Source organism: Rossellomorea sp. DA94, from assembly GCF_029834455.1.
Taxonomy (GTDB): Bacteria; Bacillota; Bacilli; order Bacillales; family Bacillaceae_B; genus Rossellomorea; species Rossellomorea vietnamensis.
In genome coordinates this window covers 1,091,395-1,104,965 of the sequence record NZ_CP122397.1, presented here as the reverse complement: position 1 = coordinate 1,104,965, position 13,571 = coordinate 1,091,395, and the positions used below count along the sequence as shown (strand labels likewise).

The 13,571-nt window shown below is 46.2% G+C and carries 10 protein-coding genes and 1 riboswitch; of the genes, 2 read left to right on the top strand and 8 right to left on the bottom strand.

Annotated features, from left to right (window positions below; genetic code table 11):
• Window positions 1-74: 74 nt before the first annotated feature.
• On the bottom strand, window positions 75-3,788 hold the full coding sequence (locus tag P8596_RS05885; protein WP_279726313.1) for a S8 family peptidase: 3,714 nt from the start codon (window positions 3,786-3,788) through the stop codon (window positions 75-77).
• A 336-nt stretch (window positions 3,789-4,124) separates the two neighbouring features.
• Here P8596_RS05885 and P8596_RS05880 point away from each other — a divergent pair, with 336 nt between their 5' ends.
• Window positions 4,125-4,328 (top strand): hypothetical protein, encoded by a 204-nt coding sequence (locus tag P8596_RS05880; RefSeq protein WP_279726312.1) that lies wholly within the window; start codon window positions 4,125-4,127, stop codon window positions 4,326-4,328.
• A 24-nt stretch (window positions 4,329-4,352) separates the two neighbouring features.
• Here the strand turns inward: P8596_RS05880 and P8596_RS05875 are convergent, their stop codons facing one another.
• The 4 genes from P8596_RS05875 to P8596_RS05860 form a co-directional block, all read right to left on the bottom strand.
• The gene (locus tag P8596_RS05875) at window positions 4,353-5,381 is read right to left on the bottom strand and encodes an ABC transporter permease subunit (protein ID WP_279726310.1); all 1,029 of its coding nucleotides are present in this window, start codon (window positions 5,379-5,381) and stop codon (window positions 4,353-4,355) included.
• Window positions 5,378-6,247: an ABC transporter permease subunit gene (locus P8596_RS05870; RefSeq protein ID WP_224520820.1), complete on the bottom strand. Its 870-nt coding sequence runs from the start codon at window positions 6,245-6,247 to the stop codon at window positions 5,378-5,380. Before P8596_RS05870 ends, P8596_RS05875 begins: the two co-directional genes overlap by 4 nt.
• Before the next feature lie 109 nt (window positions 6,248-6,356).
• Window positions 6,357-7,643: a diaminopimelate decarboxylase gene (gene lysA, locus P8596_RS05865; protein ID WP_279726308.1), complete on the bottom strand. Its 1,287-nt coding sequence runs from the start codon at window positions 7,641-7,643 to the stop codon at window positions 6,357-6,359.
• Between the two features lie 113 nt (window positions 7,644-7,756).
• Window positions 7,757-7,933: riboswitch (Lysine riboswitch) on the bottom strand.
• A gap of 349 nt (window positions 7,934-8,282) precedes the next feature.
• The gene (locus P8596_RS05860) at window positions 8,283-8,426 is read right to left on the bottom strand and encodes a hypothetical protein (protein WP_279727058.1); all 144 of its coding nucleotides are present in this window, start codon (window positions 8,424-8,426) and stop codon (window positions 8,283-8,285) included.
• Here P8596_RS05860 and P8596_RS05855 point away from each other — a divergent pair.
• Window positions 8,359-9,261 carry a DMT family transporter gene (locus P8596_RS05855; protein WP_279726970.1) on the top strand — a complete coding sequence of 301 codons (903 nt, stop codon included), beginning with the start codon at window positions 8,359-8,361 and terminating at the stop codon, window positions 9,259-9,261. The two genes, P8596_RS05860 and P8596_RS05855, sit on opposite strands and share 68 nt — an antisense overlap.
• A gap of 41 nt (window positions 9,262-9,302) precedes the next feature.
• Here the strand turns inward: P8596_RS05855 and P8596_RS05850 are convergent, their stop codons facing one another.
• The 3 genes from P8596_RS05850 to P8596_RS05840 all read right to left on the bottom strand — a co-directional run bounded on the left by P8596_RS05850 (window position 9,303) and on the right by P8596_RS05840 (window position 13,510).
• Window positions 9,303-9,950 carry a 2OG-Fe(II) oxygenase gene (locus tag P8596_RS05850; protein WP_279726969.1) on the bottom strand — a complete coding sequence of 216 codons (648 nt, stop codon included), beginning with the start codon at window positions 9,948-9,950 and terminating at the stop codon, window positions 9,303-9,305.
• 345 nt (window positions 9,951-10,295) lie between these two features.
• Entirely contained in the window at window positions 10,296-11,435 is a 1,140-nt protein-coding gene (locus P8596_RS05845) for a mannitol-1-phosphate 5-dehydrogenase (RefSeq protein ID WP_279726968.1), read from the bottom strand.
• A gap of 5 nt (window positions 11,436-11,440) precedes the next feature.
• Window positions 11,441-13,510: a BglG family transcription antiterminator gene (locus P8596_RS05840; RefSeq protein WP_279726306.1), complete on the bottom strand. Its 2,070-nt coding sequence runs from the start codon at window positions 13,508-13,510 to the stop codon at window positions 11,441-11,443.
• Window positions 13,511-13,571: the final 61 nt, after the last annotated feature.

Below are 13,571 nucleotides of genomic sequence, written 5' to 3'. Positions count from 1 at the left end.
GGGCCTATGCCAAAATGGTTTCAGTGAAATAAAAGAAGATGCCCTGATGATTCAGGCATCTTCCTACTATAAATCTATCTCAATCCATAAGCCTTTATAATTTCCTGGCTGATCTTATTCCCTTTATCATCCCAGGCACTGGCTTTCAGTGATACATTCTTGGCATTTTTCGGGTTGTTGATGATCGCTTTGAACGTATCTCCATCCAGTTCAAGCTTTACTTTCTTCCATGACTTCCCTTCGTTGAAGGACACTTCTAAGGATGCATCTTTTACATCCCCATAACCGATGGCTCCTTCTACCTTCTCTACAGAAAGTTTGAGTTCGGTTGGACGATTCAATAAGGCGTCTCCATTCACATCTGTGTCCACTTTATAGTCAAGGACCAGGAATGGAAGGTCTTCCATCCAGTTTTCAGTCGCTTCTGTCCAGAATGTCCACTCCGTATGGGTGCGTGTAGAAGTGTTCCAACGTTTTTCGTCCCGTTTGGCATCTGTGACGAATCGGTATTGAGTGCGTTCTTGCGGTAAGATGTCCCAAACATTCAAGGACTGCCCTTTTCCTTCCTTCAGTAACATGTCACCTTTGTATAACTGGGTGGTCTGGTTTTGGTTTGAGACATCCCAATCCGTGCCACCGGTGTTCCCTTTCCCGCCATCAGCCCATGCAGGAACATTGATTTGAAGTGAGTTACCCTGTCTTCTTGGAGGCCAGTATCCATCTCCGAGACTCGGACGAACTACTGGCGAGAACCAGTTCTCAGAAATTTTCTCTCCTCCACCATATGTCATCAGCGGTTGTCGCACCTGCCAGGTCTCATCGAGTACGTTTGCCTGATGATACCAACCTGTGCCTTCTGTCGCAGATACATATTCAGTCCGGGCGCTTGGCAGTGACACTTTTTGCAGGAATCCAATTGCTCTCATCGTGTGAGGGCGCAGATCATATCGGAACTCCCCGCCATCCGTTTCAACAGGTGAAGTATAATTTGTTTCGATTTTTGCTAATTGCTTCCCTTTAGGTGCATAGGTCAGATCCTTTGGAATCGAGCCTTCATGTACATCCATTAAATCATAAAGGTAAGGAGAATCGACCGTTCCTTCCACCTTTAACTTTATATTTCCTGAACGGACCGCTTTGACGAGCTTGTCGCCTTCGCTTTTACTAATACCTGCAACAGCAACGGGATTATCGGTATATTCAGGAGTTCCCGCGTATACACTGAATTCTTTGTCTTCATTATTCACAATGATCACAAGCTTTGCCCCTGCTTCAGCAGCATTTGTCGCTTGCTGGGACACGCTCACTTCTGCATTACGATCGACCACTACAGCTTTTCCTTTTGCTTTGAGGCGATCAAAGTCAGCAGCGCTCCCTTTACCCGCATAGACTGTGGACAGATTATACTTCCCATCTAACAACGTACTTCCCGCCAGTGGGATATCATCCAATTCTTTCCCTTTAAAATCAATTGTCAAGGTCGGCTTTGTCAGACGCCAGCGTGTTAGCTGCTCAAAATACCCACTCTTCACTTCTTTAGTCGGTACGGCATACATCTTATCAATCCAGACAGGCATTAAGTAAAGACTTGTCATCGGCATGTCTCCGATGGTTTGATGATATTCCAGACGCTTATAGTTCGCTTCGGCTTTCTTTGGAACGACTGCTTTGATTTCCTTGGCTTTACGTGCATCAAGCTCAACCGTCTTCGGTCCGTCCAGTTTCACTTCAGGATCCCCTACAAGCGCAACCCCCATATCATCTGTATCAGCATCTACATCCATAAGTGACATGGCTGAATACGTACCAGGTGGCAATCGAAGCTCGAGTGATCCATCAACAGCCACGACTTCAGGCTCCATCTTTTCACTGAACAACACAACATAAGCAAGTCCTTTCTCCCCGTCACGATCAGTGGCATTCAGGGTCAGCGGGTAACGTTCTTCTTCCTTGACCATGGCCATTGTCGTACGGACAAGCTCTGTTCCATCTGCTTTCGCTGTCAGAAATCCTTGATAACGTGAGCCTGTTTCACCCAGAGTTGAATCGAGGGTTACGTTAACATCCACTTTTCCACCCGCTGGCACCGTGACTGATTCTTGAGAAAGAGTCAGCATACCGGCAGGAGCTTCATTTCCTTCCGCATTCGTAAAAGTGGCATCCAATTCCAGCGTCACTTCTTCTTTGCCCTCGTTGGTGTATGTGACCACCTTTTCAACTGGTTCTGCCCCATCATGCGGCCATTTGAAGAAGCCGAATGAAACGGATTCAGTCACCCTTACCTCTGCGTCGAGTGCCGCCGGGATGTCCACCCGACCTGTCCCCACATGATAAGGCTGATACCCATCAAGCTTCTTGGTCGTATTCATGAGGGCCTGTTTCAATGTTTCTCCGTCCCACTCTGGATGCTTCTCTGCTAAAATCGCTGCTGCTCCTACTACATGAGGCGTGGCCATCGAAGTACCACTCATGCTTTTATACAATCCTTCTCCACTTGAATAGTGGGAACGGGCCGCCACGATGTCTACTCCTGGTGCTGATAGATCAGGTTTCAGACCCATATCTCCATATCTCGGACCCTTGGAAGAGAAGTAGGCAAGTTCGTCCGACTTATCCACGGCTCCAACCGTCAATGCAGAATCGGCCGCCCCTGGAGAACCAATGGTCCCTTCCCCGCCTCTATTTCCTGCAGCGATGACAAATAGTGTCCCTTTTTCGTCAGTCAATCGATTGACCGCTTCTGACATTGGGTCTGTTCCATCACTCGGCATATCACTGCTAAGACTCATATTGACGATTTTGGCATGCTCAGATGCCCATTCCATTCCATCAATAATCCAGGAATCCTGTCCATATCCTTCATCACTCAAAACCTTTCCTACTAATAAACGGGCATCAGGTGCAACTCCCTTATGCTTACCGTCACCCGCTCCAGTACCGAGAACCGTCGAGGCCACATGGGTACCGTGACCATGGACGTCCTTTACTTCTTCTCCAGGCACAAAACTGACTGCTTCATCTAACTGACCTGTAATGTCGGGATGTTCCGAGTCAATCCCTGTATCCAGGACCGCCACCTTGACGCCTTCTCCTGTATACCCTTGTTCCCAAGCCTCGTCTGCTCCGATTTGCGGCACACTTTGATCGAGCGCTGCTTCCACACGGCCGTCTAGCCAGATTTTGTCGACACCGTTTTTAAATTGAGATGTCACTTGCTTCTCATCATGTTGAACCGCCACGTCATTCCAAAAAACTTCAGCATGCTTCTTTTCTGCAGAAAGTGCCGCTCCCTGGATACTTTCCAATTCCCGTACTTTCTTAGACCCCTTTGGTGCAGCGTTGATCGATTTCGCTTTCGTTTCTTTGTATTCGACAATGACCGGTACAGCATCTGTGTTTTTGTCATCATACCCATACTCGATCAATTTTGTAATGTTAAACAAATCTTCATCCAGCTTACCCGCTGACATATAAGGCATCGCAGAGTTCGGGAAGACGAAGGTTTCATCTTTGATCGTCATGACCCTGACTCCCTCACCGTTCTTCTCTGCCGGCTCCACATTGATGATTTGTTTTCCATTGTTTAACGTAGAGACTTTCACCACGTCTCCGGTTATGAGGGTGATGGTATGCTCCCCTTTTATGCTGTCTTTTACATCAACGGTTGACTGTTCAGGATTGACGTCCTTTGTAGGGGCCCCTTTTGCATCCACTTGGAACATCGAGCCCGCAATCATCGAGGCAGCGATCGATCCGACCAGAAGCGGTTTAACGTTATGCTTTTTCATTATCATTCTCCTATTCTATTAAAGTCTTCATACAGGCTAAGGGTAGAATCTAGGTAAGAAAAAAAGAATAAAGTATGTAGTCACAACATCTGTTGCATAATTGATAGACTACGGGAAAAACAGTATGCCACCGCCTCCTTGATTGGATTTAAAAAGTATGTCCTGGAAGTCGATTGAACCTCATGTCGTTAATTGAATTGTAAGGGTGTGAACATGGATTCCTCAATTGGGGTTATTTTCCGGGACGAGAGTACTAGGATGGCCCCCGCTCCCCGGAGAGCAGGAAACAATTCTATGAAATTAGGTGCAGTTACTCAGTGGCAGGAGGAGGATATCATGGGGAGAGTAACGAAAAGTAGCTTTCCATTCCATTCTCTGAAGACTAAAGTCCTCTTATATAATCGTGAAAAACTCCATGGAATAAGCGTTCAAATCGCACATTCCCCGCTTGACCCGGGCTATCAGGATGAAACAGAAAAGAAAGAAGGCAGCACCCTGGCAGATGCTGCCTTCTTGATCATTCCCTATACCGGACTATAAACATAGGCTAATAGATACAGCCACTCACTTCGCTTCTTTCACAAGTTGGAATATTTCTTTGTCTTTTAGGCTTGTAGTTTCAGTTTCTTCAGCCGATCCTTCTTCTATTGAGGATTCCATAAGGGTTTCCACCACTTGTGTCGACCCGATCAGCATCAACTTTGCAGACAGGATCGTCAAAGTAAAGAAAACGACAGGGATGAAGGATATCCACGGATAGGTGGTCCACAGGAATTGCCACCATCCGCCGAGAAGACCCGACCATTCATGAGATAGGGAAGCCAGGAACGGATTGTCAAAAAGGTCTACCTCAAGTGATGATCCCCCTATATAAATGTTCAATACCCCAAGATGTGCAATCAACAGCATGATGATCATAAATTCCCTGATCGACACGAGAAGAATCTGCGGGAGAATAAAAGGACGAATATGATTCCTGATGTAATGACGCTTCGTTGCTCCCAGCACTTTCGCACTATCAATGAACTCGTGACTCATGATCCGGTCATATTCATTCGTAAATAGCAGGGTGAGACTCGGAAGTGAAATCACGATAAGAATGATCAGGTAAAAAATCGTTTTATCCGTAAAATCATAAGGGAATCCCTCAGGATGATGCAACGGACCGTCCAACATCATCCAATTCAATAATAAAAAAGATAATAAGGTAGGCGGAAAATAGTTGGCGGCATCCACCATGTGATCAATGATTCTCCTGAATGGTTTTAAATAAAAGTGAAGGATCAACCCCATGAACACCGAAGGCAATACTCTGCATAGCGTGATCACCAGCGCTGCCCCAATGGTATATTTCGCGCCAACGATGATGAGAAGGAAGATATTTCGGTTAAAATTGTCGGTGCCAAGGGGTGGATACTCCACGGGTGAATAGGGAGGGCTGAGAAGCTCCCCTTCTTCATTTTTCAAAAGATCCAACTTCGGCACCTCATCCCCCCACCCGACATAATAAACAAGACTTGCGGCAAACATACCAAACAGAAAGATAAACCCTATTATGAATGAAGGATTCTTCATCAATTTTTTCAGCATCATATCGCCACCTTCTGCCCGGTCTTACGATCAACGATGGTTCTGATGAGGATGAGCAGGACGAAAACCGGCAGATAGACCATGATCAGACTGAAACAGATCACATCCATTTGAGAGAATGATAGGATGAAATGAGTGATGCCATAAATATTAAATAATCTTTCAAATACGATCAATGATGATAAGAGAAACAGAATGATGGATTTGGAATGATTCAATAAACTGAACGCGATATTCCGCAGGACATGGATGAAGAAAATCCAGTGCTTGGACATCCCCCTGCTTCTGATCAGATCAACATACGTCTTCCCGTATTCATCATTCACCAACAGATAGATGATCCTGAACAACATGATCGTCGGCAAGATGGACAGGGTCACAACCGGAACCAGATACACCTTTTCCTGGGAGCCGACGATTGGAAACAGAAGCACCCCTGTTTCTTTCAAGATGAAAATGACACTGTATTGAATGACGATCAAGATGAAGATATCAGGTGTGGACTCGAGCAAGTTAGTCGCCCTAAGGATGAACGTTGACCAGCCGGATGGCAGCAAGTGTGTGAGGTACGCAAGGAAGATGCCCATGAGGATGGATAAAAGAAAGGCAGACAAAAAAATCGAAACAGAATAGAAATACGGCTCCCAGAAGGCCGGGAACATCGGATATGAGTTGTTCGATTCATTCGTGATGGTCATTGATTCAGAATGGATGAGGGAGGTCGATATCTCCACAATGTTGAGCACATATTGTTTCAAACTGAGATCCACCCCTTCATTGAACAAACCGATGAGGCCTGTCAGAAGGATGATTCCGAACAGAACGAAGACAAATTTCAAAACCATGGAACCGATCGATTTGAGATTCATAGATTGATCCTCCGAATTCATTGGATAAAGTTACCTTTATATTACCATAATAAGCCAAAAAAACCATAAAAAAAGGTGAAGCCGCTTTTGGACTCCACCTTTCTTTCCCCTACCGATCTTTTCTTACAAGGTCCGCATATGTCTCCCGCTCAATCACGACCCGGGATTCCCCGTTATCCACAAACACAACTGCCGGTCTCGGTATCCGGTTATAGTTACTCGCCATGGAATACCCGTAGGCCCCCGTACTGAACACAGCCAGAATATCACCGTAATTCGTCGGCGGCAGCATCAGGTCCCAGATGAGCATGTCACCCGACTCGCAGCACTTCCCCGCGATGCTTACACGTTCCGTACATTCTTCATTCGGACGGTTCGCCAGTTCCGCGTGATACTTCGCCTGATACAGTGCGGGTCTGATATTATCCGTCATCCCTCCGTCAATCGCCACATACGTGCGCACATCCGGGATGATTTTCTTTGAGCCCACTTTATACAACGTCGTACCTGCTTCCGCCACCATGCTTCGACCCGGCTCCACCCAGACTTCCGGGAGTGGGTATTTATTTTTCGCAAAATAGGTTTTCACACTATCCGTAATCCCTTTGACATAGGTCGGAATCGGCAGAGGCTGGTCTTCATCCGTGTACCGGACACCGAATCCGCCACCGATATTCAAGACAGGCATCGTAATGTCCATGTCGATCCGGATCCGCTGCATGAAATCAGACAGTACACGGATCGCCTGATCGAAGCCTTCCTGTTCAAAGATCTGAGATCCGATATGGGAATGGAGGCCGAGCAATGAGAAGTATGGCTTCCTGATCGCAAGCCCGATCGCCGTAGCCGCCTGACCGTTTGAAATGCTGAATCCGAACTTCGAATCTTCCTGGCCCGTCGTGATGTATTCATGAGTATGGGCTTCCACGCCCGGTGTGACCCTGATCAGGATTTGTACCTCCTGCTCCCGCTCTTTTGCCAAGTCATGCAGCAGTTCAAGTTCAAGGAAACTATCGACGACAAAGCAGCCGATTTCAGCTTCAAGGGCCATTAGAAGCTCCTCTTCGGATTTATTGTTGCCGTGAAAATGGATGCGTGCTGCCGGGAAACCAGCTTCAAGGGCCGTATACAATTCCCCTCCTGAGACCACATCCAGGGAGAGATTTTCCTGTTCCGCCAGGCGCACCATTTCTTTACAAAGAAATGCTTTACTCGCATAGGCCACCTGATATTTCAGACCACTTTCATGGAATGCATCCCGGAACAATTTAGCATTCCCGCGAATCATCCCTTCATCATAAACCATCAGGGGTGTCCCGTATCTTTCGACCAAATCACCCGTACCGATCCCACCGATCGTTAAATCCCCTTGAACATTCACATCAACTGTACTCATATCCCTAACTCCTTTTGACTCTCTAAAAAACACAAAAAAACCGTATGAAGCAGATGCTCATACGGTTTTTCATCAAAGTTTACGGAAACATGATGAAGACTATGTATTAACATCTCTTCAATAGTGCTCCACAACCTTTGCATTGTGACAGTCCAGCATTTCTTCAATGCTGGCCCAACAAAAAATAGAATTGGCTATTTTCTGCTTCGGCGATCTGCCTTTCCCAACTTATCCCGGAATCCATTATTCTCAAAGAAGGTACTCATCATTCTCGCGCCTCTATTATCAGAGAGTGACTGTATATTTTTTATTGGCATAACTATATCATTCTCTTGAAATGGTTGTCAATTGGTTTATGGATATAGCGTGATTTCGGAGCTCGCATTACCATTTATTTCAAAAATACGCATGAACTATGGGGAATGACGCAATTAATTTAAAAACGACGCAATTACTTCCATAATGACGCAATCTCCCTCGAAAACGACGCAATTAAGGACGATTTTTCCACAATGATGTGAATGTGATAGTCTCAAGCCCTTAAAAACCACCAATCAACGATTAAAAAAACTATTTTTAACTTCCTTAGTGAGGATTTTTCCTCTAAAATGAATTTAAAATAAACGATAGTGTATGTCATTAGAAAGGAGTGCTTCCCATCAAAGAACTGACTATCGGTATCATTTCATCCATGTTCTTTGCCGTCACCTTCATCCTGAACCGGTCCATGGAACTGGCCGGCGGAAGCTGGATGTGGAGTTCGTCCCTGCGTTTTTTGTTCATGCTCCCTTTCCTTTTCCTTATTGTAGGTTTACGGAAGAATATAAATCAAGTGTGGATTGAAATGAGGAAGAAGCCATACGAGTGGCTGACGTGGAGCTTTGTCGGGTTTGTCCTCTTTTATGGTCCTTTGACGTATGCGGCAGCATATGGACCTGGCTGGCTTGTTGCCGGCACGTGGCAATTCACGATTGTGGCAGGGATCCTGCTCGCTCCCTTGTTTTTTACATCAGGACCTGTGAGACGCAGGCACTCCATTCAAAAAAGGGCTCTCGGCATTTCCTCGATCATTTTAATCGGAGTACTGTTCATCCAACAGGAAAATGCCAGTGGGCTGTCTTTTCCAGAAATGATCACAGGCGTCTTACCGGTGATCATCGCAGCGTTCGCTTACCCTCTTGGGAACCGTAAAATGATGGAGGTATGCGGAGGAAAGCTTGATACGTTCCAACGGGTACTCGGAATGACGATCGCAAGTACCCCCTTCTGGCTGATCCTTGGAAGCTATGCGTTTTTTAAAGTAGGCGTCCCCTCCACGGGTCAAGTGACACAATCCTTTATCGTGGCCGTTTGCTCAGGTGTGATTGCGACTTCCCTCTTTTTCCTTGCGACGAACATGGCAAGGCAACATCCCGGGAAGCTTGCGGCAGTAGAAGCGACCCAGTCGACCCAGATTCTGTTCGTCATTATGGGAGAAGCGGCAATCCTTTCCGTTCCCCTTCCGTCGGGATTTGCTCTCCTCGGCATCCTCCTGATCATCGCCGGCATGATCATCCACACCATCAACGTGAAAAAAATGAATGCCGGAGTGGTGAATCCGGTGAAATCAGCAAGCTAAAAAGGAGGAGCATCCCACTCTTGGGCTACTCCTCCTCTCCATTATTTAAATACCTGCCTTCTCATCCACTGGGTCGCAGCCCATTTGTCCCCGATGACAACCGGTGCACCGCCATGCAGCGTTAAATCGTTCAGTTCCTGATTATCATAAAAATATTCAAAGTATACCGCCATTCCCTTTTGAGGGGAAACGGAGAGATTCAGCTTCGGAAAATAGGTTTCCCCGCCTTCCTCTACGTCGTTCAAATACATGACAAGGGTACTGATCCTCGGATTCTTCACGGGCCTTGCCGATGCAGAGAAGAAATCGAAATGAGCCTTGTACTCCTGCCCCGGTTTATAGTTCAGGATCTGAAGACCCTCCCCATGCTCAACGGGTATATTCATAATTTGAGAGACTCGCTTTTCAACGCGTGTCACGACGTCATGACTTTCTTCCAAAAACACAGAACTACTTGTTCTCAGTCCATCGACCGTCCGTGTATTCCCGATTTTCGAGCGCTCGACACGGTCTTTTGACAATTGGATGAGTTCATCACATTCTTCGTGGCTGAGCACATTCCCGAGCACGACGACTAGTGGCTCTTCCATTTTCGCGATGATCTGGATATCCCGGTCTTCCGTCTTGATCTTATTCCCCGTATGGTGAAAAATCGTTTGTTCCTTTACAGCTATTTCATTCGTATCCATTGCCAACTTTCATCAACCTCTTATCGTATTTTTAACATTCTGAATTCTTATATTGGTGGAAGCATTCTTTGAATCTTCCAGACTGGAAAAACGAAAGCAACTTTAGGCATAACTGTATAATTTATTCGGTTGTTTCCTCCTGCATGTCAAAATATGAGAGTGTATTTTTATATATTTTACACCCGGGATGAGGGGAATTCTATCTTTATTTTTTCATTTTCCGCTGAAAAATAATGAGGTTGACTCAGGTGTAGGATTGGCGTGGGTTGAAGGGTGTCACAGAAAGGACACGTAGTCAAAACTCATAAAAAAAGACTGCCGGATTCCATCCGACAGTCCATCCATTTATTTCTTCAATGCTTCATACTGAACCATTACTTCCTTCACGATTTCACTATCCGCATCCAATCCACTCACTTCTTTCAAAACATGAGCTGGTCCATGGTCCTTGATCATGCCCTGGATTTCCATGGCCTGTTCGTCTTCAGGATTGTCAAACAGTAGCGCTGCTGCAATCGCTTTGGCGAGATACGAATAAGACAGTCCTGCTTTTTGAGCTTCGGTGGTCGGGCGGATCAAGCGGTCATCGGGACCAAGCTTTCTGATCGGCGCGCGTCCCACACGGGTCACATCATCATTCAAATAGGCATTTTTGAAGCGTTCGATGTTTTTATCAATATAAGCAATATGGTCGTTTTCATCGAGACCATATTGCTTCACAAGGTAGGCACCTGTTTCTTTCAACGTTTCCTTCACTTGTGCAGCGATTTCTTCATCGGCCAATGTCTGATCAATGGTCGATTTCCCTTGCAGATATCCAAGGTAAGCAATGACAGCATGCCCTGTGTTCACCGTGAACAGCTTCCGCTCGATGAACGGTGCAAGATCTTCCACGATCGTCATTCCTTCAACAGGCGGGATTTCTTCGGTCGTCTCAACCACCCACTCGTAGTATGGCTCAACGAGGACGTCCAATGAACCTTGATCCTGCATCGGTACAATGCGATCCACCGCTGAATTGAAGAAGAAGACTTTGCCTTCAAGCTTTGCAGCCGTATCTTCATCAAGATTTTCCAAGATATGCTTTTTCAAAATATCCGTTGCACCGATCTGGTTTTCACATGCGATGACGTATAACGGATCATCTGAAGAGGCCACTCGCTTCGTGATCCCTTTAGCAATCAGGGGTGAGATCCGTGGCAGGATGTTCGGTCCGATTGCCGTCGTCAGGTAGGTAGACGAGACGATCGTATCGATTACTTCCCCTTCCTGATGAAGGTTGTTCAGGCCGGACACATTCTCAATCGTTTCTGTTTCCATCGTTTCCGTTGCAAGCTTCACCTCATAGCGTCCTTCTTGATTCAGTTTATTGATCACTTGTTCCGCAATATCCACAAAGGTCACATGGTAACCTGATTGGGAAAACAATGCTCCGATAAACCCTCTGCCTATGTTTCCTGCTCCAAAATGTACGGCTTGTTTCAACATCATCATTCCTTTATCAAATTAGTTTGTAAGTAGTCCAGAAAGATTTCTTCTAATTTCTTTAAAATGATCGCTTCGTTCGTGGACGAATAAATCATCATCGATCGATGATCTTCGATTAAACTTGTTGAGATCAGGCTGAGGATTTCCTGCTCCCGTCTGCTCAACTCTTCCGGGGCAAGCATCAGGAGAAGGCTCTTCATCTCCATCTCAGCACCATCCATCCCCTTGATCTTGCAAGGTTCATCCAGATGGGCCACCTGAAAGATCAGCTTATTTACGTTATGATCCCGGCAATGGAAAAGCCCCATATTCGTGTTCGGGATGCCCAGTCCGCCTTTCTTCTCCCTTTCCATCAGTTGATCCAGGACCACTTGAGGCTGTTGTAGAAGTCCATCCCGGTCTGCCTGCTCCACCATTTCACTCAGGATCCTGACGTGATTGCCCGCAGACTGCTTCCGGTATACGCGAAAATTGGTAAGGATGGCTTCCATGCTGGAATGGACATCTTTGATCTCCTGAAGGAGCATTCTCACTTCGCCTTTCCCGTCAGACTTCGGGGATGGTTTCAAATATTTTTTCCTCGTCAGCTTCTCGACGTTATTCTGGAGGTAGCTTTGGATGAAACCGATGTCCTTCTCACTCAATAATGGACTCACGAGAATATACTCCACTTCCGTAAAGGGAAGCCTGACGGTAGAAATGACAATGTCGTACTCCTCGAGATCCGCATTCTGAAAATCCTTGATAGACAGGATTTCCACCTTGTTGATCATGCTCAACTCCCGCTGGATGCGGCTTGCGAGCATCTTTGAGGTCCCGATTCCTGTGGGACATACGACCACGGCCTGGATATTGACCTTTTCTTCATTCATCAGCATGGCGGATCCGAAATGAAGGACGATGAACGCCACCTCATCATCCGGAAATGAGATATCCTTGAACTCCATTTCCAGGCTCTTTTTTACAGCTAAAAATAAGACCGGATACTTCTTCCTGATTTCATCCGTCAGGGGATTAAAAAGATCGAGCTCCTGTTGCAAACGGAAGATGGACGGTCCCATATGGGCAAGGAGTCCCTGAAACAGAGAAAAATCATCGGACAGATCCACGTGGAGGTCTGCCGATACATCCTTGATGACATTTTTGATCAGATGCCCAAGGAGGATACTGTCGTAGTATACGACTTCTGGATCCTGCACCTTTGATCCTTTCAAGATGACCGTCAAGAATTGAATGTCCAGAAGGTTGATTGAAACGGGAATCCGCTTTGTCAGTTCCCGGCATATCCTGTCCATCAACTGGAACTCACCTGTTGCCTCTTCTTCGGATGGTTCCCTTTGCTGTAATCCGAAGCCCTTCTCGGTTCGCTGGACTGTCAGGCAGATATGCACGACAAGACCGATATAATCACTGTCCGTTAACGTGATCTGCTCTTCTGCCAAATGGTGATTCACCACCTGGTCGACGGCGAGTAAATAGTCCGGTTTGAAATAACCGAGAACCGGTTCATCAAGATGATGGCCCTTTTGCCTCCCATACAGGGTCTCGATAATGTCTTCATAAAAATGAACCAGAAAAAAACTTGCCAGGGCATGACGCTTGTCGACTTCTTCCGCCACAAGCTCAACCCCCACCCCTCGTTTCCTCGTCAGGGTGATCCCATACTTCTGAAGCCAATCGGCAAGCTCATCCAGATAAGATGACAAGGTTGTCACGCTGATCCCGAGCTGACTCGCCAGTACCTGTTTTTTAAAAGAAGGGCCTTCATGCAGAAGGATGATCAGGAGGTTCAGCTTTCGTTCCTCAGGTGTTTCGTCAGTCGGACTCACATCCGCAAGGTTTTGTATTAAACGATAGATATGCTCATTCTTCCCATCGATGAACAGACCTTCATTGGCCGTCCTTTTCAATTCCAGATGGTACTGTTTTAAAATGCTTTCGATTGATTTCAAATTTCGCTGTACGGTTCTCCCGCTCACATTTAAAAACGCAGAAAGAGAGTACACGGTATGTTTCCCTGAGGTTTTTACAATCAATTCAATAATGGCTTTTTCCCTTGAGGTAATAAACATCCTTTCCCCTCTTTCCCTGGCATGAGCTTTTTTTCAAAACAAATGAGAACAGAAAGGCAGG